27 protein-coding genes and 1 tRNA gene are annotated in these 25889 nt (G+C 37.7%); 13 read left to right on the plus strand and 15 right to left on the minus strand.

Features of this window, described 5'->3' with window-relative positions:
* Position 1: 1 nt before the first annotated feature.
* Positions 2-937, minus strand: a complete 936-nt coding sequence (locus RE471_RS04735) for a pyridoxal phosphate-dependent aminotransferase (protein WP_309215643.1) — start codon at positions 935-937, stop codon at positions 2-4.
* A 196-nt stretch (positions 938-1133) separates the two neighbouring features.
* Here RE471_RS04735 and RE471_RS04740 point away from each other — a divergent pair, with 196 nt between their 5' ends.
* Positions 1134-1610, plus strand: a complete 477-nt coding sequence (locus RE471_RS04740; protein ID WP_309215644.1) for a hypothetical protein — start codon at positions 1134-1136, stop codon at positions 1608-1610.
* A 59-nt stretch (positions 1611-1669) separates the two neighbouring features.
* Complete coding sequence (locus tag RE471_RS04745) at positions 1670-2344, plus strand: helix-turn-helix domain-containing protein (protein ID WP_298278843.1); 675 nt, start codon at positions 1670-1672, stop codon at positions 2342-2344.
* Here RE471_RS04745 and ftsY read toward each other — a convergent pair.
* The 3 genes from ftsY to RE471_RS04760 are packed head-to-tail and all read right to left on the minus strand — an operon-like array spanning position 2336 to position 4908.
* Positions 2336-3268 (minus strand): signal recognition particle-docking protein FtsY, encoded by a 933-nt coding sequence (gene ftsY, locus RE471_RS04750; RefSeq protein WP_309215646.1) that lies wholly within the window; start codon positions 3266-3268, stop codon positions 2336-2338. The two genes, RE471_RS04745 and ftsY, sit on opposite strands and share 9 nt — an antisense overlap.
* Entirely contained in the window at positions 3268-3669 is a 402-nt protein-coding gene (gene pfdA / locus RE471_RS04755; protein ID WP_309215647.1) for a prefoldin subunit alpha, read from the minus strand. The genes ftsY and pfdA overlap by 1 nt, the downstream gene beginning before the upstream one ends.
* Positions 3670-4908 carry a phosphoglycerate kinase gene (locus RE471_RS04760; RefSeq protein ID WP_309215648.1) on the minus strand — a complete coding sequence of 413 codons (1239 nt, stop codon included), beginning with the start codon at positions 4906-4908 and terminating at the stop codon, positions 3670-3672.
* A 110-nt stretch (positions 4909-5018) separates the two neighbouring features.
* Here RE471_RS04760 and RE471_RS04765 point away from each other — a divergent pair, with 110 nt between their 5' ends.
* The 6 genes from RE471_RS04765 to RE471_RS04790 all read left to right on the plus strand — a co-directional run bounded on the left by RE471_RS04765 (position 5019) and on the right by RE471_RS04790 (position 13318).
* Complete coding sequence (locus RE471_RS04765; RefSeq protein WP_309215649.1) at positions 5019-5624, plus strand: FMN-binding negative transcriptional regulator; 606 nt, start codon at positions 5019-5021, stop codon at positions 5622-5624.
* Between the two features lie 31 nt (positions 5625-5655).
* Positions 5656-5728: transfer RNA gene (locus RE471_RS04770), tRNA-Pro, on the plus strand.
* A 49-nt stretch (positions 5729-5777) separates the two neighbouring features.
* The gene (locus RE471_RS04775; RefSeq protein WP_009887422.1) at positions 5778-7085 is read left to right on the plus strand and encodes a site-specific integrase; all 1308 of its coding nucleotides are present in this window, start codon (positions 5778-5780) and stop codon (positions 7083-7085) included.
* 399 nt (positions 7086-7484) lie between these two features.
* Positions 7485-9344, plus strand: coding sequence for a site-specific DNA-methyltransferase (locus RE471_RS04780; RefSeq protein ID WP_009887423.1), 1860 nt, complete (start codon positions 7485-7487; stop codon positions 9342-9344).
* Entirely contained in the window at positions 9341-11869 is a 2529-nt protein-coding gene (locus RE471_RS04785; protein ID WP_309215650.1) for a DEAD/DEAH box helicase family protein, read from the plus strand. Before RE471_RS04780 ends, RE471_RS04785 begins: the two co-directional genes overlap by 4 nt.
* Before the next feature lie 483 nt (positions 11870-12352).
* Positions 12353-13318: a hypothetical protein gene (locus RE471_RS04790; protein ID WP_009887426.1), complete on the plus strand. Its 966-nt coding sequence runs from the start codon at positions 12353-12355 to the stop codon at positions 13316-13318.
* A 391-nt stretch (positions 13319-13709) separates the two neighbouring features.
* Here RE471_RS04790 and RE471_RS04795 read toward each other — a convergent pair whose 3' ends face one another.
* The 6 genes from RE471_RS04795 to RE471_RS04820 all read right to left on the minus strand — a co-directional run bounded on the left by RE471_RS04795 (position 13710) and on the right by RE471_RS04820 (position 17803).
* Positions 13710-14093 carry a hypothetical protein gene (locus RE471_RS04795; protein WP_009887427.1) on the minus strand — a complete coding sequence of 128 codons (384 nt, stop codon included), beginning with the start codon at positions 14091-14093 and terminating at the stop codon, positions 13710-13712.
* 130 nt (positions 14094-14223) lie between these two features.
* Positions 14224-14583: a hypothetical protein gene (locus RE471_RS04800; RefSeq protein WP_048074064.1), complete on the minus strand. Its 360-nt coding sequence runs from the start codon at positions 14581-14583 to the stop codon at positions 14224-14226.
* 73 nt (positions 14584-14656) lie between these two features.
* Positions 14657-16465: a hypothetical protein gene (locus RE471_RS04805; protein ID WP_309215652.1), complete on the minus strand. Its 1809-nt coding sequence runs from the start codon at positions 16463-16465 to the stop codon at positions 14657-14659.
* The gene (locus RE471_RS04810) at positions 16466-17443 is read right to left on the minus strand and encodes a hypothetical protein (protein WP_309215653.1); all 978 of its coding nucleotides are present in this window, start codon (positions 17441-17443) and stop codon (positions 16466-16468) included. It abuts the gene before it with no gap.
* Positions 17440-17604, minus strand: a complete 165-nt coding sequence (locus RE471_RS04815; protein ID WP_309215654.1) for a hypothetical protein — start codon at positions 17602-17604, stop codon at positions 17440-17442. Before RE471_RS04815 ends, RE471_RS04810 begins: the two co-directional genes overlap by 4 nt.
* 46 nt (positions 17605-17650) lie before the next feature.
* Complete coding sequence (locus tag RE471_RS04820; RefSeq protein ID WP_309215655.1) at positions 17651-17803, minus strand: hypothetical protein; 153 nt, start codon at positions 17801-17803, stop codon at positions 17651-17653.
* A gap of 108 nt (positions 17804-17911) precedes the next feature.
* On the opposite strand from RE471_RS04820, the gene RE471_RS04825 reads away from it, so the two are divergent.
* Positions 17912-18079, plus strand: a complete 168-nt coding sequence (locus tag RE471_RS04825) for a hypothetical protein (protein WP_309215656.1) — start codon at positions 17912-17914, stop codon at positions 18077-18079.
* Between the two features lie 4 nt (positions 18080-18083).
* Here the strand turns inward: RE471_RS04825 and RE471_RS04830 are convergent, their stop codons facing one another.
* Both RE471_RS04830 and RE471_RS04835 read right to left on the minus strand, forming a co-directional pair.
* Positions 18084-18224, minus strand: coding sequence for a hypothetical protein (locus tag RE471_RS04830; RefSeq protein ID WP_309215657.1), 141 nt, complete (start codon positions 18222-18224; stop codon positions 18084-18086).
* Positions 18221-18454: a hypothetical protein gene (locus RE471_RS04835; protein ID WP_309215658.1), complete on the minus strand. Its 234-nt coding sequence runs from the start codon at positions 18452-18454 to the stop codon at positions 18221-18223. Before RE471_RS04835 ends, RE471_RS04830 begins: the two co-directional genes overlap by 4 nt.
* A gap of 64 nt (positions 18455-18518) precedes the next feature.
* Between RE471_RS04835 and RE471_RS04840 the strand changes: the two genes are divergently transcribed.
* Positions 18519-19541: a hypothetical protein gene (locus RE471_RS04840; RefSeq protein WP_309215659.1), complete on the plus strand. Its 1023-nt coding sequence runs from the start codon at positions 18519-18521 to the stop codon at positions 19539-19541.
* A 75-nt stretch (positions 19542-19616) separates the two neighbouring features.
* On the opposite strand, the gene RE471_RS04845 is transcribed toward RE471_RS04840, so the two are convergent.
* Positions 19617-20234: a hypothetical protein gene (locus RE471_RS04845; RefSeq protein ID WP_309215660.1), complete on the minus strand. Its 618-nt coding sequence runs from the start codon at positions 20232-20234 to the stop codon at positions 19617-19619.
* Between the two features lie 232 nt (positions 20235-20466).
* On the opposite strand from RE471_RS04845, the gene RE471_RS04850 reads away from it, so the two are divergent.
* Complete coding sequence (locus RE471_RS04850) at positions 20467-21462, plus strand: hypothetical protein (RefSeq protein WP_309215661.1); 996 nt, start codon at positions 20467-20469, stop codon at positions 21460-21462.
* Positions 21463-21594: 132 nt separating this feature from the next.
* Here RE471_RS04850 and RE471_RS04855 read toward each other — a convergent pair whose 3' ends face one another.
* Positions 21595-22770 carry an aminotransferase class I/II-fold pyridoxal phosphate-dependent enzyme gene (locus tag RE471_RS04855; protein WP_309215663.1) on the minus strand — a complete coding sequence of 392 codons (1176 nt, stop codon included), beginning with the start codon at positions 22768-22770 and terminating at the stop codon, positions 21595-21597.
* 99 nt (positions 22771-22869) lie between these two features.
* Between RE471_RS04855 and RE471_RS04860 the strand changes: the two genes are divergently transcribed.
* Positions 22870-24234 (plus strand): amino acid permease, encoded by a 1365-nt coding sequence (locus tag RE471_RS04860; RefSeq protein WP_309215664.1) that lies wholly within the window; start codon positions 22870-22872, stop codon positions 24232-24234.
* A 91-nt stretch (positions 24235-24325) separates the two neighbouring features.
* Complete coding sequence (locus RE471_RS04865; protein WP_309215665.1) at positions 24326-25504, plus strand: NADP-dependent isocitrate dehydrogenase; 1179 nt, start codon at positions 24326-24328, stop codon at positions 25502-25504.
* A 31-nt stretch (positions 25505-25535) separates the two neighbouring features.
* Here the strand turns inward: RE471_RS04865 and RE471_RS04870 are convergent, their stop codons facing one another.
* Entirely contained in the window at positions 25536-25781 is a 246-nt protein-coding gene (locus RE471_RS04870) for a hypothetical protein (protein ID WP_309215666.1), read from the minus strand.
* Positions 25782-25889 lie beyond the last annotated feature (108 nt).

Below are 25889 nucleotides of genomic sequence, written 5' to 3' on the forward strand. Positions count from 1 at the left end.
TTTATTCCATATTTTCCAGTGCACCGATTAACTGGCTGTATGCCTCCGGAAAATCTTTTCCTGTTATGCATATCCGTAAATATGTTCCGGATATTCCGAAATAGCGTGCTGGTAATGCTATAATGCCTTTTTCTGCAAGTTTCTCACTTATTGTATCTGAATCCCTTTCCGTATATTCAGAGTAATCCATAAATGAAACAGGCAGTGGAAGTGGCGTTTTTCCCTGGAAAAATTTTAATTTTCCCTTATTTTTCACAAGGACACGGTGATTTTCCCCTATGATGCTCCTTACCTGCTGTAATAATTCATCATGTTTTTTTAGTACATGATAACCGGCAGAAATATTCAGCACAGAAACATCCTCTGTTATTAATCCCTTGAATCCTTCCAGTGCCACTGCATCTTCCTCCATGGGCGCCACGATATACCCAAGCCTCAGGTCTCCTCCACCGTAGACCTTTGTAAAAGTGTTAACGATAAATCCGTTTCTGTATGTGTAATGATCCAGTGTATCAATGAATTCCATGAACGTTTCATCTATTACTGCAGATTCATATTTTTCTGGCAGTTTTGCCATTGTCCCTGTGGGGTTGTTTGGATTGCTGGCGGTAAATACCTCCTCTCCATTCCTGAAACCTAATATCCCCGGTGTTTTATATATCATCTCGTATTCAGGCCGGTTTACACTGAATGACCTGTACTTCCCCGCCAGATGGAAAAGAACCATGGAAAATGCCTCTGTAGCACCATGAGTTATGACAACCTGTTTTGGGCTACAGCCATGCAGCCCGGCTATTTCTTCCTTTAAATCTATATCACTCTTTTCAGGGGAATTACTTAAATACTCCTTTAAATTAAAAACATTTGACATCCCACTGTGGCTGAGTTCATATTTCCCGTGATGCTGGTTAAGCCAGCTGATTGTTTCACACTCCATATAAGTGTATTCCATAAGGGTTATTTTAATATATTGCCACAAATGGAAGTTTTAAAAATTCATATTGTAGAAATCACGATAACTATCAGTTACCTGCTTTATAATTCTTTATTTATGCCAGGCCATATGGCATTCCAGACTTAGGGCCAAAAACTTCTACCAAGAATGTATTTGTAAGTTGCCGTAATAATATACCATGAAAATTAAAACATATCTGTTTTTTGGATTGATTTCAGGATTCATTTCAGCAATATTTGAGGCCATAATGTTTTACCTGTATGACGTTGCATCCACACTTTCACCTGGATACCAGTTTACAGCAATAGGCATGAGGCTGCTCAAAATTTCCGGAATATATGGAGAACTTTACGGGCTTTTGCTGCATTTTCTGGTGGGGACGGTTGTTGGATTGTTTGCGGCCTTAATATCATATTATATACCGCATCTTAGGATAAATGCCACCATGGCCGGACTCGGCAGAGGAATACTGGCCGGGTTTCTCATACTGCTTGTTTTCAGCCTGCCGGTGAATATATTCCTGCTTCACCTATATGTGTATGAAAAATACTATATTCCATCAACATTCTTCTATTACACCATGCACATATTTTACGGGGCTGTATGGGGGATCTTCCTTGGATTCTTCTCCAGCAGGCATATCATTAAAAAGTGAAGTGAAATTCTATTATAATCGAATCAATATATTTTTATCCTATACTGTCATTATATGCCATGGACATCAGTGAAAAGATTGCAGGGGAAATAACAATATCTGAAACTCCTGGAATAACCATAAAAAAGTGGCGTGAGGAATTCGGCATTTCCCAAATGGAATTATCAAAATTTATGGATGTATCCCCATCTGTAATCAGTGATTATGAGTCCGGAAGAAGAAAATCACCCGGGGCCAATTCAATCAAAAAAATAGTGGATGCACTTATAAAAATAGACGAATCAAGGGGTGGTACACTTTTACGCAGGTACAACAGTGGAATACCATCCGATGCACTTCTGGATATAAAGGACTATGACCATGATATAGAACTCAGGTATATAATGACTAAAATTCGTGGCACAGCCTGCTCCAGGGCCGATTTAAAGAGAAATATCAGGGGATATACAATGATAGACGGAATAAAAGCCATCCTTAAATTTTCATATGCAGAATACAGCAAACTATATGGATGGTCAAGCCAGCGCATTATTTTTATAACGGATGTATCATATGGAAGGAGCCCCATGATTGCAATCCGGGCCCACCCACTGAAGCCTGCCGCAGTTGTATACATTAAGCCCGGAAATGTGGATGAGCTGGCAATAAAACTATCTGAAATTGAAAATATACCCCTAATTAAAACAGATATGGATTACAAAACAATATCCTCTGTTATGAACCTGTTAAGATGAAAATATTTTATTGAGATACCATTCCACGTCAAATGGTATCAGGTCTCCCATATTCTGGCCAATTCCTACAAACAGTATGGGTTTTTTAATTCCTGCAGAAATGCTTATGATTGAACCACCCTTGGCATCTGTATCCAGCTTTGTTACAATTATTCCATCATAACTTATTTCCCTTGAAAATGTTGTAGCCTGTTCTATTACGTCCTGCCCTATCATGGCATCCAGAACAAGGAGTGTCATATCCGGCTTTGCCACACGCTTTATTTTTTTCATCTCGTCCAGGAGGTTTTTATTTGTCTGCATCCTTCCAGCTGAATCTATAAGCACAAAATCCATTTTCCTTGCCCTTGCATGGTCTATTGCATCAAAGGCAACCGAGGCCGGGTCGCTTTTAAACTCGTGTTTTATTATCTCAACGCCCACATTTCTGGCAAGTATTCCCAGCTGGTCTATGGCACCTGCCCTGAATGTATCAGAGGCTGAAAGCACAACGCTCTTATTATGCTCTTTTAGGTAATATGCCAGTTTGCCAATTGTTGTTGTCTTGCCTGTACCGTTTATGCCCAGGAACAAAATAACATAGGGTTTTTTGTCAATGTTTAAGAGGTCTACGGCCTGATTATTATTCCTGTTAACCAGATCCCTGATAACATTTTTGAGTTCGTTTTGAACTGTTGAATAATCTACCTTTCTCTTTATTTTTCCTAGATTTGCCTTCAGCTGCCCTATAATCTCCTCAGTCGCATCAAAGCTTACATCGGATTCCAGCAATGTCTCCTGAATAGTATCTTCAAGATCCACCCTGCGAATAACCCTGTCCTGTTCCACTGTTTTGCTGCCGGTGGACTGGCGGTCCTGATTGACCTCTTTTTCACCGTGCCCGGAGAAAACCTCTGAAAATTTCCTCTTGAGTTTATCAAACATCAGCTTCTTCCTTCCTGTGATCTCTGTATTGAATACATCAGGGCATCGTAATTATTCTGGGCTGTTTGTTTCTGTTTGATCAGGTTGTTGTATGTATCCTGAAGGCTTTTGATATTCTCCTCCATCCTCTGTACGGTTTTTTCTCTTTCCTCCTCTATGTATATGCTGGACCCGATGGGAACCACAATCTTGTCAGTATCCAGGGTTGCCTTTGAAAAAAGCCCTGAACCTATGGATATTTTAACGTCCTTGGAATTTTTATAATTATTATCCTTTAAGAGCGCCAGCGTATCAGCAGATTCCTCTAGTGTCTTCATTAAAAGATTCAACCTTGAATCTATATTCTCTATTAAATTCTTTAAATATTCTATCTGTTCCATTAATTCATTTTCTCCCGCCATTTAATTACCTCCAAATATCTCCCTGTTTTTGATAAGTGATTCTATAACTGGTATGGACTCACCGGATAAATAATTTATCAGGGCCCCACCACCTGTTGATATATATCCCATTGACCTTGTCAGTGAAAACTCATTTATTGCATTAATGGTATGCCCACCCCCCACTATCTTGGAGGCATTTGATTGTGCAACGTCGTTGAACAATTCCCTCGTGCCAAGTGAATATTCATTTATTTCGTACATTCCCATTGGGCCATTCAGAAAGATATTTTTTGCGTTTCCAATTATTTTACTGAAATTTGCAACAGATTCCATGCCTATATCTGCTATTAATTCCCCCTCCGGAACATGGTCTCCGGAATTTATTCTATCTCCTGATGGATTCAGGACAAAGTCAACAGGCATATGTATGCTTTTTCTATATTTTGATAGAAGATATTTACAATCCTCTATCAGCGTTTCATAATTCTTGCTGTGCTTCATTATGAATTCCTTATTTCTAAGGCCAATATCAACTCCGGACGCCCAGAGGAATATATTTGCAACAACACCACCGAGTATTATGTCATCCACAATATGGTTTTCCAGGAACGGCCTTGCTACCTGTATTGCGTCTGTTATTTTTGAACCGCCAAGTATTGCCAGTTTGGGGTGCACATTTGATGTTTTGAACGTTTCTATATTCCTTACCTCGTTCTCCATAAGCCGCCCGGCAATATTTGGCCCGGCATTCCTGAACCCTGTGAGTGTTGCCTGGGCCCTGTGTATGGCGGCAAATGCATCTATGACATAGTAGTCAAAAAACTGTGATAGGGTTTTAATAATATGGGTATTTTCCAGAGAATTTTCCTCATCCTTCACAACCACCTCCTCACTGTAAAACCTTGAATTCTCCAGCATTATGATATCCCCTGTCTTCATACGCCTGATTCTGTCCTCAGCCGCAGATCCTATAAGGGAATCCACAAATATCACATCCCTGCCTATAAGTTTTTCAAGATGCCTTGCATGGTTATGCAAGCTGACGAAATCGCTGTCTCCCGGCCTTCCCTGATGTGCCACAATGACCAGCTTTGAATTTTTCAGTTCATTTATTGTCTGTATGTGGTGCCTGAATCTGGTGTCATCAAGTATCTCTCCATTAATTGGGTTAATGGGAGAATTTATATCTATCCTCAGGTAAACTCTTTTGCCGGTAAAGTCAAAATCGTTCATGGTATAAAAAGGAAAAGTATCCATGAATAGTAATGAATACATTATATAATATTATTTTTCAAGATTCTGTATGTGTTTACTGACAATGGAATTGTTGTTGCGAATATTTTTATATGGAAACAATATTTTATGGCATGTACATCCCACGTGAATTCAAAATCGATGACCTTAAAAAGATCGTCAGATTTGTTGAAGATAACAATTTCGGCATTCTTCTGAGCATATATAACAATGAAATATACAATACCCAGATCCCCCTCATGCTGGGCAAAGAAGATGAAAAATTTGTATTAAAAGGTCATATGGCAAGGGCAAATATGCAATGGTATAGATCCAAGGGTCAGGCTGTCACTGCATTATTTACGGGCCCACATCATTACATTTCACCTTTATATTATAAAGATAAAGACTCAGTGCCCACATGGGATTATATGACCGTCAGGATGGATGGAAAACTGGAATTAATGGATGAGGCAGAAACAAGAAAATTCTTACTGGAAATGTCACGTTTTTATGATGAGAAATGGGCAGAGGAAAGAAACGATAAGAGGGAATATTATAGCAAGATGGTGCTGCAGATTGTGGGTTTTAAAATACGGGTCTCGGCAATTAATGCAAAATTCAAGCTCAGCCAGAATCGCCCTGAGGACATGGAAAATATAGCAATAAACCTTGATAATCTGGGAGATGCTGACGCTGTTTCAGTGGCAAGATTTATCAGGGAGGAAATTAAAAAATAACTTTTTATACGGTAAATCAATTAAGACCCTAGGGTTTGTGGGGTAGCCTGGTATCCTTCCAGCTTCGGGAGTTGGAAACTCCGGTCCAAATCCGGACAGACCCATAGATGTTCATAATCGAATACCTTATATATTTCTAGTGTATATTCGTTTATGACTTTCGTAGCGAAATACAAGCATTTGTTAGAGAATGAGGAAATAAGCCGGTGGTTTGGGAACCTCAATGCTAAATCATATCTTACGGCAACTGTTTACCTCAGAGGGCTTGGCTATTATTGTGAGCTTACAGGGGCTACTCCAGATACTATTATTCAGGATGCGAAGTCCGGGAAATTGAGAAATGACTTTATGGATTTTGTCAGGAAAATGGAAAGTGAAGGAAAGGCAGGTTCATATATTTCCCGATACAAAAAGGTTTTACGTTCTTGGTTAGGATTCAACGGACTGGACTTCAAGCTTAATGTCAACATTGCCTATGAGAACAGATCTCCGAGAGTGGAAGGGGAGAGGATACCGGAAAAGTCTGAACTTGCAAAAATGCTGAGGAAAGGTTCAGGAAGGGCAAAAGTGGCAATTTCATTGTTAGCATTCAGTGGTTTGAGGCCCGAAACCCTTGGAAATGCAGAAGGCAAAGATGGTTTGAAACTATCAGACTTCCCGGAAATGAAGATAGAAAATGGCAAAGTGGAATTTGAAAAAATTCCCACTATGGTTAATGTGAGATACACACTGAGCAAGGCAAGGCATACCTATTTTTCATTTCTGGGGCAAGAAGGAACGAAATACCTGAAAGAATACCTTGAAGTAAGGATAAGGGAAGGAGATAACCTGAAAGCAGACACTCCTCTATTCAAATTAGACTCACAGGGACGTATTAGCCATGAATACATAAGAACGCTACTCGCAACAAGGGATATCAGAAAAGCTATCACCGAATCCGGTTTTTCATGGAGACCTTACGTTTTGAGGGCTTATTTTGCCACCGCTCTCGATAATGCTGAAAATAAGGGAATTATTTCCCATCCCTGGAGAATGTTTCTAATGGGTCATACCGGTGATATTGAGGCCCGTTATTCTACCAATAAGAGGCTTCCGCCGGATATGATTGAAGAAATGAGATCCGCATACCTGAAGTGTTCCAAGTTCTTTGAGACTGAGGAGAAGGGCATAAAAGAAGAGGACTATCAAAAAATACTAAGGGATGCTGCCATCGATACACTTACCGGTGCATTAGGCGTTACCCTGGATGAAGACCAGAAAGAGGAGCTCCGGAATCTTGACAGTGCTGAATATCAGAAAAGGCTTGGGGAAATATTCAAAACCAAGAAGGCTGACATCCTGAACAATGGGAATTCTCAAAAAGTGATACCTTTCAAGGACGTGGAAACATACATTGAACGGGGATGGGAATATGTGAGGGACTTTCCGGGAAGCAAGGCTATAGTGAAGCTCCCCCAATAGGCATGTGGACAGGTAAAATCATATTAAGGGTAGAATTACACCACCCATGCCTCTTACACTGTAAAATCATTGAGATAACGGTTAATTTATTTTCAGTTTAGAATTGTTTTTACACCCTCTTATCTTGCGATTAAAAAATAGGTTAAAATACCCCTAATTCGCTTCTAAAGTATGTTAATGGTTATTCTACTGTAAGCATACTTTCTTTTAAATTTGCCCTCATTTGCTTCATTTTTAAAACCGGAATTTTTGATTAATTATTTTGAAGTTTATTATGTTCATTATTAGTAAAAATACTACATACAACACAGACACTCAATATCCGGCATAGATAGAAGCACAAACATTATTATCTGATGTTGATATTGTAAATAGAAAATTAAAAAAAGAGGCTTTATTATGGAAAAAGATGAAAAATATGTGGAACTCCTTTGGTACGATAAATATAAAAAAATGAATTTAAGTAATAGGTTACCTATTGATTATCCCAACTTACCGTTTCAGGTCATAGAGACCGTTAATAAGCCTCGTCCCAAAGGCGGTTTAAACAATTCCCTTTTCCCGGAAGATAAATGGCCAGATAGATATCCAATTGATTGGAAGAATAAGCTTATTTGGGGCGATAACAAACTGGTAATGTCATCGCTTTTAAAACAGGGTTGGGCAGGGAAAATAAATCTAATATACATTGACCCTCCATTTTATACCGGAGCCGACTTTTCATATACCACACAGGTTAATGACGATACAGAAGTAGAGAAGGAACCATCAGTAATAGAGCAGAGAGCCTATAGAGATACTTGGAGTGGTGGTATATCTTCATATCTTAAGTATATGTATGAGAGATTATCAATAATGAGAGATCTATTAGCCGATAATGGCTCGATTTACATTCATTTGGATTGGCGTGTGAGCCATTATGTAAAAATTATATGTGACGAAATTTTTGGTATCAACTTTATGGCTGATATAGTATGGCATTATCATACTGGTGGTGTAAGCAAGCTAAATTGGGGAAGAAAACATGATACCATACTGTTTTATGTAAAGAATAAGGATTCCGACTTCACATTTAACCTAATTAAGGAGAAGCGATATTATGAAAAACCCTTTTTTAACTCCACAGAGGGATACCAAACAGATGAGAATGGAAAAATATACGTCATGGCACATCCTGATGATGTGTGGGATATCCCTGCCGTGCTAAACGTATCAAGCCAATTTATAGGATACCCCACTCAGAAACCTGAAGCACTGCTTGAGCGCGTAATAAAGGCATCAAGCAATAAAGGAGACATTGTTGCCGACTTCTTCTGCGGTTCCGGTACAACATTGGCCGTGGCAGAGAAATTAGGTAGAAGATGGATCGGTTCTGATTTGTCCAAATATGCAATTCAAGTTAGTAGGAAGAGATTGCTAGATATCCATAACTCCAAGAATTTAACTAATGAAGAAGTTAATAAATATGGAAAACCTGCAAGACCATTTGAAATACATAATATAGGAAATTACGAAATGGCGTATTGGAAGGAAAACCCAACAGACTACATCGAATTTATGATTAAATTATATAAATCCAAACGGGAAAATGGGTACAAATATATACATGCATCAATTGGTAACAGAGCAGTGCACATAGGTCCAATCAACGCACCCGTTTCCATGGATGAGATTGGAAATTTTGTATCTGAATGCATCTCCAGTGGATTTAACAAGGCAGATGTTCTTGGATGGGAGTGGAATTACGAAGTAAATGAACTTGCAAAAAAGGTTGCAGAAGGAGATGGTGTGGAACTTAACCTAATTCAAATACCAAACGTAAATGAGCTAAAGTCTGCACTTGCAGATACAAAAATAGATTTAAAATTGTTAAAAATTCCAGACCAAGTGATAGAGAAAAATCTGATTCCAACAGTTAAATTTAACCCGCTTGCATATCTCGAGGTCTCTAAGAAAATAAAGGGGAAAGAAATAATTTTGAAAATTGAGGATTTTCAAATTTCAGAAACGCCTGACATTTCTGATATAATTGAAACGATAAAGGACTCAAGGCAGTTAATTGATTATTGGGCTATCGATTGGGATTATAAAAGCGATACTTTTCATAATCAATGGCAGAGCTATAGAACTAAAAAAGATTTAAAAGTAGAGTACGAAGCCAAACATAATTACGAAAATAATGGAGAATATACAATAATGGTAAAAGTTGTTGATGTTTTTGGAAACGATACCAATAAGGTGCTGAAGGTGGAGATATGAATCCAGCAGATATTTTAATACCTGAAGATAGGGATAAAAGTAAGTGTTATTTGGTTAACAAATTAAGACTGGCTATTCACCAGTGGAGAACCACGGGTTATCCAGGCACAACAAATACTACTAAGAGGCTTCTAAACTATTGGTTCAACGAAGATCATATTATCAACAACGAAAAATTTGAATTCTGGTATGCGCAAAGGGAATCTATTGAGACCTTAATCTACATCTATGAAGTTATGAAAAAGAAATCTTTCATAGATTTAGCTAGAGAATTTGGAGATGGTCCCATAAGATTTTATGATCCTGAGACAGACCTGTATCCCTTGTATGGCTTTAAAATGGCTACTGGCTCCGGTAAAACCTATGTTATGGCTTTAACAATAATATGGCAGTATTTAAATTATCAGTTAGAAGACAGAAATAATTACACTTCTAAATTTCTTATTATAGCAGGTGAAAAAAATATAATATATGATAGGCTGAAAAGAGATTATCAGGATGGTAAAATATTCACAGCAATCCCCTTAATTCCACCTGAATTGTATGATTCTTTCAATCTTAAAGTTATACTTAAGGAGGACCCATTCTACACAGTACCTGATTCTGTGTTGTTCCTGACTAATATACAGCAACTTCAAGAAAAATCTAATAGAAAAAAAGAATCTGAGAAATTTGTGGACGATGTATTAGACCTGAAAGAAGTTGACCGTACAAATATATCGCAGGAAAACAGAATACTAGAAGTCCTTGAAAAAATACCGAATATAATGATACTTAAGGATGAAGCACATCACATATACAACTATGAAAAAAAGTGGAAGAACATTTTAGTTGAACTCCATAGGCATTTAGAATCCACCTTTGGAAAAGGAATAATAACTGAATTAGACTTTTCCGCCACACCAAAATCAGAAAATGGTGCCCTTTTCCCATGGTTAATTGTTGATTTTACACTAAAAGAAGCCATAGATATGAATATCGTTAAAAGACCGCTAAAGGGTATTGTTGATAATGCAACAGAAATCTCATCGGAAAATATAGTAGAGAGATACAAAGCCTGGATAGAAGCGGGAATAAGAAGATGGCAGGAGTATAAGAATGCTTTATCTAAGTTATCAAAGAAACCTATAATATTTTTCCAATGCCCAAGCAATAAAGAAGCGGATGAGTTAAAGGGTTACCTTAGTTCGCTTCCCGGTTTAAAGGATAAAATTCTGCTTATACATACAGACAGTACAGGGGAGGTTGTTAAATCTGATATAGAAAATGCAAGAAAATCAGCCCAGAATATAGATAGTAATGCAAATAGATTCGAAGTAATTGTTAGCACTATGATGTTAAATGAAGGATGGGATGTCAGGAACGTCAACGTTATTGTAGGATTGAGATCCTATACTTCCGAAAGGAATGTGCTTCCTGAACAGGTTATTGGAAGAGGACTCAGAAAGATGTTTCCGGATCAGAATGCAGATGTAAACCAATCACTTGACGTTCTAGAGGTTATTGGTCCACCTGGGTTGATGCAGATAATAGAGGAACTTGAAAAAGAGGAAAACATGAACTTTGGAAAGGTTAACGTTGATACTCCCCTAAACATAACTACAATTTATGTTGACATGGACAAAATATCCCAAGATATAGAAATACCGGTCTTGACTAACAGAATTATAATAAGGGAATTTCAAATTGATGAAGCTGTTATTGACAAAATTAAGGCTCTATCACTACCCCTAGAAAACAAGGTACTTAAGACAACATACAAAGCTTATGATATGATTACAAATGTAGTGGCGGTAGAAAGAGTTTGGGACCTTCCAGTCCCTAAAGATACTAAGAGCGTTATTGCTTACTATACTGATATAATACTGAAACAACTTAAACTGCCAAATATGTTCTCAGACTTCTATCCATTTATAAAATCATATGTTGAAACAAAACTCTTTGACCAGCAAGTCGATTTAAACGATCCCCGTGTATTATATCAATTAAGCACTCCCGAAATACAGCAAAAACTTGTAGATTTGTTTGTAAGCAGCTTGAAAGACTTATCATTTACTGAAAGAGAGCCTAATATTTATGATTACATAAAGATATCCAGCACACAACCATTTACTTGGACAAAGCAGGTTTATTCTTCATCTAAGTGTATTTTTAACTATGTTCCATGCGATAATGATTTAGAGGTGAATTTTTCAAAATTTTTACATTCTGCCAATGATGTAATTTCTTTCTGTAAAATTGTTCGACAAATACATTTTTTTGTTGAATACAGAGATTCAGCTGGCGATCTTAGAGTTTACAATCCAGACTTTATAGCTATCACCAAAGATACAAATTTTGTGCTAGAAACAAAAGGAAGGGAAGATGTGGATGTCAAATTCAAAGATAAGAGAATAGTTGCATGGTGTAGAGATGCTTCCAATATTACGGGCAAATCCTGGAAATATGTAAGAATTAATGAAGAAGACTTTAACAAGTACCATTTCGATAATTTGAAAGATTTGATTAAGGCTTTAGTTGGTTAATGAGAAAATATGCACATTCGCTATAAAACCTATTATTACTTTCAGGTTATTGGCTAATTTTGATACTTTGCTTTATTGACCTTGATTTTCACCAACGTGAGAAAAAGGCCGTCATTTGCAACTTTGTTTATATTATTCCTTTTCTTGATTTTTATAGTTAAAGAAATTACGAATTCATACATTCTGACATAGTGTTTCTTGTATTTGACATAATTCTTTACATACCACTTTTCATCTACTCTTTATACGTTCTGTTGTCTTTCAATGACTCGACTATATGCTCATAGTATCTTGTGTACTTACAAAGGACACACCACTTGGAACATTTCTCTAATTGTAGCTGTATCAGCTACCGGAATTACACAAAAATGATTTGTGATCCTAGATCTTTGATATAAACAACGAAGTCTATTATGAAAGATTTCTTTTGAGCCTTAAATTGTTGATAGTAAAAATTAATAGTAATGGCTATCTTATTATTTTGTGAGTGAAAACGGATATATAACAAAAAAAGAAATAATAGAGGAGTTACTGTATAAAGATCGGAATTTCTTCTCAAGCAATAATCCGGAATTTAACATTTTCAAGTATACTGCATTTTTTGCTGTCCTGACATTTACCTTTCAATTCATCATCGTTATAATAAATAGTTTTCGCGGTTTTGGTTATCTGGCATATTCCCACTCCCTTGTGTTTGAATTGAGCATTATCTTTATTATTGCCCTAATAGAGCTTTATTATGGGCTCACTCATGCTATGAGAAAGTCTTATCACAACGGAAAGGGTGTTTATCTGAGGTTATATAAGTGTATGAGCTGTGATTTTACATCTTATTCTGAATTCTATTCAAACCTTCACATAGTCTCGCACCCAGACCACACATTGAAGGATAACCAGATTTTGATTAAATACGAAAATTTTAACTATAGACCATGGTTTTTGAGAATTTCAGTTATTAGTAGGCGTAATAGGATTGATAAAAACTCTGATCGTGAGTTTGCCGTTCAAGGTGAATCTGACTTGAGGAACAGCGAAGAAATAAAAGGTAGCAAATGGGATTTGGTTCGCCTCATAGGCGTTATACTGTTGATATCTATTATACCAGTTTATCTATATTGGGTATACTCTCTATATAGGTCGCCAGAAATCGTTATAGTATCCCTAATCATTTTTGGTACTGGTTTAATGATTCGGTCTTACATACAGATTGCACTTATGAATGAAGATATCAAAAATGTATATTTATTCAAGGTAGAACTAGTAGATCAGGAAGAAAAAGGAAATCCTTATATAATATTCAAATACGTCAAAATGGCTCCTTCGTACTGGGAATGGGTTGAAAAGAAGTCAGAAATGGAACCTATTGAGGTGCAAGATGGAGAATTATATATTGTCGACAAGATTGTCCTAAATAAATTCGCAGAGATTATTGAAGTAAGTCATGAATAATCATAAGGTCTCTCTACGCTAGCTTTTTTGAGACTTAAATGCCTTTGAATTCCCATCTTTAATAAAAGTCTATAACAGCACACCACGCAAAGCTTCTCTCTCTATCTCCGAGGTAATCACAACATAGTTTTGACGCATGGTTATGGTTTATTATACCGGGGTAAGACCAATTAAAAATTATAAGGAAAATGCGAAATAAGGCAATTTTACAGGGATTTAATTTTATAATACGGCTTTATATAAAAGAAATAAGTGAGTTAAAATGTCTTAAAGGTAATATAACACGTGGTTTGGAAAATATTTATCGTTAAAGTTCACCCGGTCCTTCATCCCCATCATCTTCAGGGAATGTTATTCTTGCCTCTTGGGAACTCAATTTAAAACAGCGATTTTAAAAGGTATTCTTAATCTTCTGTTTTCCCAGGTGGCTAAAATCAAAACCGGTCAGTATTTCATACCGAATTTCTGATATATCTGAAACTATGGTTTTTTTGAGTTCTTCCCAGATATTCCGTTTCTGTTCTTCCATTTCACGGTCTAATATTTCCATATACTGGTTATCTTTTGTATTCATGAATTTGCCCAGTTTTCCCCAGTAATTCTTATGGTATTTCAGGTATAATCCCAGTTCATGTTCTGAATATTTGTAAAGGTGGGATGGCACTGCAAAACATGGCACCGGTTTAGATCCTCTAACCCTTATCAATGTATAATACGATAGGTATGAGTCATCTTTCCTCTTAATTTTAAATTTTTCCAATTGATTCAGTGTCATTCATAGCACCTTGATTTTCCGTATTGCCGCCTATCCCTATTTTTTTAAACCATTCTTGCATACACATATACCAATCTAAGCCCTGAAAACCATTAAAATTCTGGTATTTTAATTTTTTAAAAATACGGTATTAATCATTGCTCACACCCCCTATTTTACGAATAAATCTTATTCCGTATGGTTCCTGGATAGAAGAATAGTCAAAGCCGAAACCTTTCATTATCTCTTTTAAATGGATAAAGCGCTCCAGTGAAAGTTTAGTTGGGTGGATATATAGCTGGAAATATTTCTTGTCAAATGAGGAGCCAGTATTGCCATCCAGTATAAATTTCTCAGTAGATAATTTCCTCCTTATTGCATCGATAAGTTCTTTAGTTATCTCAGCATTGAATTTTTCTGGAAGAACATTAACGGGTTCTGCGTCTCCTCTCATTTCCTTGCTAGTAGAAAAATCACTCTGGACATCGGAAATCGCGGTTTTACCATCCAATGCTGGACGATTAGGACTATTAGGACGATTATTATGGAAGGTGCCCTCTTTTTTTTCATTATTTTCTTTCTCTTCATTTTTTTTTATGTGGAGTTCCCCGTTGTTCGTCCTGTTCGTCCTGTTCGTCCACGATTGCTTGCTGAGCCTTAAAAATACTGGATAAAATTGCTTTCATGTATTCTGGGTCATATCTGGATTTCAATTCATTGAGCTTTTTGTCATCTGGAATCCTAACAACGGATATTTTCTTCTTGTACGTTTCCATCCGGTCCTGTGTTTTGCGTGTGAATTCTACCCTTGGCCTGTCTGTCTTGATGCCCAGTGCTGACAGGATTCTCCCTGCTCTCTGTTTATAGTTCTCTCCAATATCCTCATAGATTGAAGTAAGATATATCCCCGTATGTGCTTTCCCATTTATTGTATATTCGCACTGATCCTCGCCTGAATCAATCTTGCTGAGGACTGTTTCAGCTATAATGCCGTTGGGAGTCCCCCTCGCAACCTCAACATTTCTTATGATCTGATCTTCCAGAACCTTCGTGATTTCGGGTTTGATTTCCGGAATTATCTCGATTAGATCTTCGAAAAATGATATAACTTCGAAAAGCCGGGGCTCTGTCTTGTCTTCATATTTCTTAAGGAATTCACTTGGCTGCACATTATTTATTTTATCGTGCCAGTTTATACGGAATTGCAGCAACTTGCTTCTGAGTTCCCGGGCCTTTGCTATGTATGCCTCGTATATTTTCCCTTTGATTTTGCGTGGTATGTCCTCACGGTTCAATGGATAATCCATGTTGATCTGCAAGCTTTTTGATTCTATTGCATCGTCCTTGAATGGCTCTCTTCCTGCAAGTAACATAGGGCCGTAGATAGAGTAACCAATGATGGAGCTGAACCCCGACTGTATCTCGGTGCTTGCGTTGAGCACTATAGAATTTCTGTTGTATTTCGCGTTGATTATTGCTGAAGTTTCCTGGTCCATCTGTCCCTTCTCATCAACAAACAATATTACTTTGTAGAGTTCGGAAACACGCTTCAAAGGCGCTGACTTAATATCTATGGCATAAAAGCCGTATGGGGTTAACTCACACAGGACAGTCAGCAGGCGGGATTTCCCTTTGCCGTATGGGGCAATCATGTGCACGAACGGGAAGGAGGAATCCTTGAGAGCATCAAAAAGGATAGCTTTGAGCGTGTAAAGGGAGAGAACAATCTCGTCATCTGGCCTTAGTTCTACGTAAGTGTGAATGAACCCTCTTATCTCATTGAAGAGCCCGTATTCCGAATCGTATCTTTGGGGTTTTCCTGGAAATTTGACTGGTTCTGTTTCCTCTTCCTGAAGTATTCTATCCTTTTTTGTTTGAGCTATCTGCGGAGCCGGCACTACAGTGTACTCCTTTTCAGGATCTTCAGGATCCGGAACCTCAACACTATCCACAACCTCGAAGGAACTATATCTATACTTCAGGAACCTGAACTGCCCATCGTCTGAAAACTCGGCATAATGGAAACCGTCAAGGTTAAAGCGTGTTTTATAAATGGCACTCATGTTTTCCTGTTTTTCCTTATCACTTTTCTTGCTTGGTGTGAAGTTGATAACCTCAAGATAGAGGTTCGCACCCAGTTGTGCCTTGTATTTCCTTAGAATAGTTTTCGCGGTTTTCAATTCTTCATAGGTCAAGGTCTCTTTGTTGGCTAGTGCATGCCCCAGTTCCGTGTCGATTTTGTTGAAGCCCTTTCCGTTTTCCTCGAAAGCGTGATCCGTATCCATGCCCGCAAGAAGCTTTAAGCCCCTCGCAATAGGATTTTCCCTCATTTCAGCTTCTTTGAATTTCTTTTTGGCATCCTCTGCTGTATCTTTGTTATCCTTGCTTGTCATTTATTCTCCTCCTAAAGCTTCAACCAGTTTTTCATAACTTAATCCAAAATTATTATGTGCTGCCGCTATCACCTTCCAGAATAGCTCTCCTTGAATCTTTCCCGGAATGCTCTCTTCACATCCAATAACACCGGTAGAAACAGCTATCCACTGCAATGGGCCACCCCCTGTGCCATGCCTGAAGCAGTGCCAGGAATTTAAATCTAAGTCCACAAGAAAATTGCTACCGGTACTGGAGCCATGTATAGGATGCGGGCCTTGGAATTTCTGCCCGTTCTGCTTAAAATTTGAAAGATCAACAAGATCCTTCATTTCAAGGGATTCTGGATTTATTGGCTTTTTATATTCCGCCTTTGATCCGTTTTTACCCAACTTTTCCTTACCATTAATAACCGGTGCAAATTTTTCCAGTAATTCCGATTTTTTTATTTTTAATGGTGGAACTAAATTAAAATATGTAGAACCATAAATATTGCCGTTTGGATGAATTGATCCTGGTCCCAAGTTCTGCCCGCCTTTCCCTCTTATATAAGCTCCGTCAATCAATGGAATATTGCCTACCGGTTCATCCTTTATTATAAAAATATCACAATAATGTCCTGGCTTACCGGTATTGTAGCTAAATGTATTTCCTAAAGATAAAACAGCTTTCCTTATGTGAGAATTGTCATCATCTATTCCAACTGACATTCCAGCAGGATGTATTAAACCCCAGTTGCCGCCGCTTATTAAGTGATTTAAAACATATGTAGATGTAACCGGATAATTGTTTTTATGTTGCCAGTCCGGCTCTAAGGGGATCTTCTCATTAGGTTTTACTAAAATCGCATGTATCCGGGGAAATGGCATTAAAAAATTCATTGTCTCCTTTGCAATTTCAATTCTGTCAATAGAAAGGTTAATATTGTTAGATGTGTTATTTGTATTAGAATAGCCAGAATTAATTGGTTGGTGTCTTTCCCTGTTTCTATTTATCATTTGTTATTCGCCTCCATTGCTAGCAGTTTGTCCCATGTCCCTAGTTTTGTTATGAACTCAGCACTGTCCATGCTATCCGGTTCTGATAAAATCAATGATTTTACAGGCTCTGGTAGCTTCATCGCCTTTTGTTTCAATTGTACAATGGATACCCTGGTCATTTGGACCCCCTTGGCTCTATTGTGATACCTATCAATAGCAGTGATTTCATTTTTTATCGCCCCTTAACCGTTCAAGTTCTTTCATGGCCGCAATCCTTGTAAAGTCCGAAACAGAGTTGTAGTTCTCGTTGTTAGCTATGACAACTTTTATCTGTTGAAATAAAGAATCAGGAATTTTAACATCCTTCCAGATTTTCATATCATGTACCTCTTGTTAGACATATATGTCTAAATACATTTTTTGCTTATAAATATTTCGCCATATATGTCTAATATCTTTTTTATACTCTCATAATATAAGACATGCATGGCGAAAACGTATAAAGATGTGAAAATTCCATCAGATCTGTATTTTAACATTAAGAATTTTATCGAAAAGTATTCAGAATTAGGCTTCAGGTCTGTTTCAGAATTTGTCAATTCTGCTTCCAGGATTGAGATGGAACGTATAGAAGACAGAAAACGTAACGAATAATTCATTATTCTTCCCTCCTGAAGCTATATTTTTTTACATTTTTCTCAAGCATGCCCCTGTTATACCTGCCAATATCAAGGGATGTGACAGGTTCCGGCAACTCTAGCGCTTTCTGTTTCAAGGAGATAATTGAAATTGAGCTCATTGCTGGCCCTCCTGTTTAGATATCCGCAGAGTTCCATCCGGTTCTATGTTAATATCTACCGTCATGTACTGCTCCAGTGCATTAGCTTTAGTCCATGTATTCTGGATAGCCACGTATAAACTATCATTCTGCCAAATCAAATACCATTCATATTTTGTTACACTCATAATAACCCTATGCATAGCGTGAGCATAAGTTAAGGAGTTTACAAAAACGCTTACCGCTATCATTTAATAAAAACGTTTATTACTATTAAAACGAAATGTTTAAGTCTAAGCGTATGCTTGCTCAAATATGATAAGGGAAAAGAAACATTCAAATTTGGATAAACCTGGAAAAATTAAAGGCAGAATCCTGATGGAGCTAATACAGCCTTTGGAAGACGAACCTGCACCACTGATCCGATCCCATTTCCCAGAACCGAAATCAATGAGCAGAGAAGAACTCAGGGAAAGAACAGGTTTGTCAAGAGAGGGGCTAAAATATCATTTGAAGGATCCGAAAACCGGGCTCATTCCTAATGGGATAGTTCGGGAAGAACGGGGAAAATTCTCAATCGGGTTCAGAAATGCCGAAAGTGTAGAAAAGGCCGTTAACTACCTCTGCAAATGGGATAAGGTAAGGGAATCTGTGGAACAGTACTTTGCAGAGTCTTTCATGTCCGTGTTCGGAGAAATCTATCATTGCAAAATGCACGATCTTGAACAGTTAAGTCCTGATGAGTTTGAAGATTATAACCGCTTCATGCAAAAATCAAGGGCAATCATGGACGAATGGAAAAGACCGGATATAGACTATAAAGCTCTTCATCTAGCTAAGGAGCTGTTAAGAATCAGAAGAGGGGAGAAAAAACCAGGGTTCATGTTCATCTACTGGAGATTAGCTTTTCATTTCTATGGGATTGCTTACTATGGGAAACCGGAAAAAATGACCGCCGAAAGCCTGAGCCTCGATGGGATGCCAGATTTCAAGATGTACGAACTGGTTAACATGGAACTTAAAAAGGATAAAGGATTCTTCGATACTGAACTTAGACAGGCGATAAGAAGAGGTTTGCTTGACGAAGGTTATTGGATTTCACCCGGTGTAAAAGTAGAACATTCTTTTGGGGCTTTCAAAGATATCTGTTTAACAGAACAGGTCATGTTCCGGTATCTGCAAATTGATTTACAATTGAGGTCGTTGCCCATAACCGAACTGGACAAAACACAAACTGATATTTTCAACGCGTTAAAAGATAAAGTGCCGCTGGGGTATGAAGTGATTTATAAGGATAACAGAGAAGTCATAACAAGATGGACCGGTAAATTGGATTGACTTCTATTTTCTTGCAAATTTAATTAATATATTAGTAAAGGTATAGTCTAAAAGCATTTATATGACCTTATCTTTTTACCTCCAAATCTCAATAACAACCTGTATTTTTCTCAGGTTATTTGCCAATTTTATCACAATAGTTTTTTGCTTTTTCATTGTTCTCTTTGAAATCTTTTGGTGTGCTGTATTCCACAGCTTTTCGCGTTTAATGTATAGCCCATCCACTGCAGCTTGGCCTCTCGCATCTATAGAAGGGGGGACGTCTGGATCTATTCCTGATATTCCCGATCTGATTATAAACTTTTTAGAAAGCATATCCCTGGTAAAGTAGCCCCCCGGATTTCTTTTCTTAAGCTTCTTCTGGTTGATAACTACTATATCATCTTTGTATCTCGGATTACGGCAAACATCCTCTTCGGAATACCATATACCAAGGTTTGAAAGCATAGGGCACAGCATGTTATTGCAACCTTTCTGGTATAAGGGGCAACTGCCATTTTCCGGTCCATGTTTTGACTTTACCAAGCCTATGGCATACTTCTTGACTGACTCTATATTTCTCTTATTCAATCCTTTGATTTTCTCTATTCCAAAGTCTTCTAACATTATTTTACAACCCTCAATTTTAACTATTCCTGACTTTATGAGTATGAAGTTCTTTCCTTCCGATTCTATCCGAACATCTACCGTCATGTACAGGCACAATCCGTTGGCTTTAGTCCATGGATTCTGGATAGCCACGTATAAACTATCATTCTTCCAAATCACATACCATTCATATTTTGTTACACTCATAATAACCCTATTCGTATCAGGAATATATGTTAAGGAGTTTTAAAAAACGCTTACCGGGTGTTTGTTACCTACACAGCGTATTCCTACTTTAAAACGAAAAATTTAATCACAACCTTACGCTTACTAAATTATGTCAGAAATAAAAAAACATGCAAACATAGCCGCCCCGGGCAAGGTAAAAGGAAGAATCATTATGGAACTCATACAGCCCCTAAAGAAATATCCTGAACCGATATCCAAGGATGAATTAAGGGAAACGATCGGCTTAACTAGAGAGAACCTCAAGTTTCATCTCATGGATCGACAAACAGGGTTGGTACCCAATGGTATAGTAAAAGAGCGCCTTGGTATACTCACCCTGAACTTCCGGGATACTGAAAGCGTAGTGAAAGCAGTAAATTACATAGCTACGCGGAAAGCAATAAGGGAGGCCATAGAGGCATATTTCGCTGAGGCTTTTATTTCAGTATACGGCGAGTTCTTTCATTGTGATATGTATGACTTGGAGCAATTATCCCCGGAATATTGGGATTTGTACAATGACCTTAACGAAAAAGCTCTCCAAGAAATGGAAGAACAAAAACGTCTAAGGATTGGATACAAAGAGATAGATATTGCAAAGAAGCTGCTTGAAATAAGGAGAGGAAAAAACGACGCAGGTTTCATGTTCTTGTATGCCGAGTATGCCCTATTCCTCCATACCAAGTTGGGAACTATATCGCCTAAAAAACTATGTGCAGAGCAACTAACGCTATCCCAAGTACCCAATCATCTAATGTATAGCTGGGTGGAACTCTTTTTAAAGAATGACATAGAGTCATTCAATGATTTACTAAGGCGGGTAATAAGGAATGGCATGATAGAAGTTACTAACCCTGAGGAGGCAGGGGTCTTCCCGTATCGCCCGTTCAGTCTATTTGATAGTAAAGTACCTTCCTCCGAGCGTGTCTTGTTTAACTATATAGAAGGGAGAAGGAATATCGAAGCATACAATATTGAAGACCTAGAGGAGATACAGAATGTACTGGTTAAGGAGATGCAGGGGAAGACACCATTAAGCTATGAGGTCATTCAGAGTACAGAGAACAAAATTATTTTGAGACGCACTGGTAGAGATGATCTATAGTGAACTTTTATTTTCTTATAAATTCCATTAATATATTAATAAACGCATATTTTCTTTAAATACACTTTCATAGTATAATAAGGGACTTGATTATGTTCATAATGGAATACGGACAGACCCATAAAGTTAGTATTAAATTTTATTCAGTGCCTGTGCAAGGTCATTTACCAGGTCTTCATAATCTTCGATTCCCACTGAGAGTCTTATTAGATTGTCTGTAATGCCGGATTTTTTTCTTTCCTCCTCGGTCATTTCGCTGTGTGTTGTTTCAGCAGGAATGGTAATAAGGCTTTCTACACCTCCAAGACTCACTGCTGGCATGGGTATTTCAAGGTTTTGAATAAATTTGTGTGATTCTTCAATTCCCCCTTTAAGCTTGAAAGAAATCATACCGCCAAATCCTCTTAGGTTGTCTTTCGCGATTTCATAGTAATTCCCGGATATCAATCCAGGATAGTACACCTCCTCTATCTTATCAGAACCTTCCAAGAATTCGGCAATTTTCAGGCCGTTTGAGTTATGTTTCTCCATCCTGAGCCCCAGCGTTTTAAGTCCACGATATGCCAGATAAGCCTGGAAAGCATCAGGAGAGGCTCCTAAAGTCTTTCTCATATCAACTATCCCGCTGTAATATTTTTCATCATTGCATCCCACCACACCTATGAGTACATCTGAATGACCGCCAATATATTTTGTTCCACTGTGTATTATAATATCCGCACCGAAATCCACTGGCGTCTGGTTAAAGGGAGAGGCAAAGGTTGCATCGACAACAAGTGTTATACTGTTTTTTCTGCAATAAGCACCTATTTTCTTTATATCCAGAACATCCATCAGGGGGTTCGGGATAGATTCTATATATATCATTTTATAATCTTTCTTTTCTATATTAAGGCTATTCATGTCTTCCACTGAAACCATATCCACATTTATGCCATATGATTTGAGGGTTCTGGCAAAGAAGTAATATGTCTGCCCATAAAGTACATTTATTGCCAGCATCCTATCCCCGCTCTTCATTACTGATAGCACTGTTGCAGTAATTGCACCCATGCCGGTGGAGAAGGCAACTGCATACTCAGTTTTTTCCAGTGATTTGTATTTCCCCTCAAAGGATTGGACAGTTGGATTTCCCCATCTTGAATAAAGAAATGATGATCTGCTTGTATTATCAGCAATTATATTTTTTGAGTTATTGGGGTATCTGTATGTGGAATCCTCAAAAATTGGCGTTGTTACATTTCCTATTTCTGGTATATACAGTTCTCCTGCATGTACTGCTCTGGAGTTAAAACCTTTAACACTCATGGTAATATATTATTACCATATATAATAATTTATTTATACAGTCATAAACATTTGAGAGGATATCGGTACTTTGATTTATCAAATCATTATATGCAATAAATGGCATCCTACGAATTGAAAAGAATTCTTGGCCTGAGATCTGCTGTTATAATAAACCTTGGGGCCATAATCGGCGCTGGAATATTCGTTATAATAGGAATAGCCGCAGGAAAGGCTGGACCTGCCATAATACTTTCTATTTTCATATCTGCTATTATAGCCATATTTACGGGATTAAGCTTTTCAGAAATTGCGCAGCATATTTCCAAGGAAGGGGGAGTATATGAATATGCAAAAGAATCTTTTGCTCCCTCTGCAGGCTTTATTGGTGGAACCATGTGGACCTTTTCTAATATGATTGCCATCTCTGCAGTATCATTGAGCATGGGCAGTTACATAAACTCATTATTTCACCTTCATCTTAATTTAATTTTTTATGGAATTCCGGTAATAATCTTCTTTGCCGTTCTAAATCTACTTGGAATAAAGAATTCCGCCAGAACACTGTCAATTCTAGTAGTAGTAAATGTAATAATTTTAATAATATTTATTATTTCTGGATTATTCTATTTTAAAGTTCAGAATTTCACTAATTTCGCTCCAGGAGGTTTTACCGGCATCATGGAGGGTTCTGCCCTTATATTCTTCGCCTTTACCGGATTTTCCAGAATCACAACCGTGGGGGATGAGGTTAAGAATCCTGAAAAAAATATACCGAAAGCTATTATTCTTTCTATAGTTATTTCCTCAGCACTCTATTCAGCTGTAGCGGTGGTTGCCATAGGATTGATACCTGCATCAAATCTGGCATCAGCATCGGCACCATTATCAGCTGCTATCAATGTTCTGCATAATCCATATCTGATTGTAATCATAGCTGTAGGAGGAATAACCGCTACTGCCGGCGTTGTTTTAACAGGGATACTTGGAACCAGCAGGGTTCTTTTTGCCATGGGCAGGGATAGGGAAATACCGCAAAGCTTTGGCAAAATAGATAAATTCGGAACCCCATTCTACTCTATCCTTCTTTCAATGGCAATAAGCCTGTTATTTGTATATTTTGTGGGATTTTCAACAATCATTGAGGCATCCAATGTTTCTGTATTAATAGCATATTCAATAATAGACTTTTCAGCTATAGTTCTCTGGAAGAAGGTTAAAAGGGACAATCCAGTACATCTTAGAGAACAAAAATATTTCTTCATAATACCTTTGCTTGGAATTGTAACAATTTTTATTACCATTGCATACCTGGGTTCCCACGCTATAGAAATCAGCCTTTCTGTATTATTGATTGTTTCTGTTATTTACGGATTAAAATATATACTTGAATCAAGAAATGTTATTAAATCGGCAAAAAAGATAATTCCACGCATAAGTGAGGTCAGGGTATTCGGCAGGACCCGCTACAGAATTAAAAAATAAGGTAAGCACAGTATCCAGTAAGTTGATTTTACAAATTATTTGTAATAAGAGAAATATTAATAATTCATATACCGATGTCTACAGGATTTATATGGGGAAAATAACATTCGAAAATGGAAAGTGGAAAGTACCTGATAGCCCTACAATTCTTTATACCGATGGAGATGGTATAGGTCCTGAGATAATGGATGCAACAAGGAAAGTTGTTGATGCAGCCGTTAAAAAGGCATATAAAAATAAAAAAATAGAATGGAAGGAAATCCTTGTGGGAGATAAAGCCCTTAAAGAAAAAAATGATAGGTTTCCCCAGGAATCACAGGATGCCATAAACGAATACCGTGTACTGTTAAAAGCCCCACTGGGAACACCCATAGGCACCGGTTTTAAATCAATAAACGTTAGAATCAGGCTCATGCTAGACCTCTATTCAAATATAAGGCCTGTAAATTATATGAAAGGACTGGAAAGCCCGCTCAAGCACCCAGAAAATGTAAATCTAACCATATTCAGGGAAAATACAGATGACCTTTACATGGGCATAGAATGGAAATATGACAGCCCTGAAGCTGCCGAGATAAGAAAATTCCTCATGGATAAATTCCAGATCCATATAAGTGACGACTCTGGAATAGGCATCAAGCCCATGAGCAGGGCGAAAACACAGAGAATTACCAGGGCAGCTGCCAAATTTGCCATAGAGAACAATAAAAAGAAAATAACCATAATGCACAAGGGGAATGTAATGAAATACACGGAGGGCGCATTCAGGGAATGGGCGTATGAAACCCTGGAAAACGAATTCGGGGACTATGTTTCAAAGGACGATTCCAGCAAAATACTGGTAAATGACATGATAGCCGATAACATGTTCCAGCAGATTATAACCAGGCCTGAAAACTATGAGGTTATAATCGCTCCCAATATTGACGGAGACTACATATCCGATGCAGCAGGAGCCCTGATAGGAAATATAGGCACACTTGGCGGTGCAAACGTAGGCGATAACGGTGGAATGTTCGAGGCAGTCCACGGAACGGCACCGAAATATACAGGAATGGATGTCGCTGATCCTCTTGGTCTCATAAGGGGAGCACAGCTCATGCTCAAGTACATGAACTGGCATGAAGCTCACGATGTTATAGAAAGGGCAATAGGGACAGCCATAGAAACAAAAAAAGTTACACAGGACCTTGCAAAATTCTTCAATGTAAAACCAATGGGAACAAAGGAATTTGGAGAAAGCCTGGTAACCATAATAGAAAATATATGATATTCCTGGAGAAATTCCTACCAGGCAAATCTTATCTATTATTATTTTCCATCTTTTCAATAGATTTTTCATAGTTTTTTAATATAAGCAATTCAGCTAGTACCAGAAACCCGCCTATGGCTAAAACTGTTAAAATACCATTGATTACTATTCCCGTTTTAAGGTTAAGATAGGATGTACTGATCCTGAGTGCCACGGTTATAATTCCGAATGGGAGCAAAACCTTTCTATGTTTCCATGTAAATCTTTCATAATCGTTCTGGCTAAGTACAGTCATTTAATTTATATTACCTGGCTGTATAAAATATCATTGCTGGATTCAAATATAATGTGTCCATGATATTCAATACTATATGCAGATATAAAATTTCATAATTATCTCTCA

This window comes from Ferroplasma sp., from assembly GCF_031200575.1.
Taxonomy (GTDB): Archaea; Thermoplasmatota; Thermoplasmata; order Thermoplasmatales; family Thermoplasmataceae; genus Ferroplasma.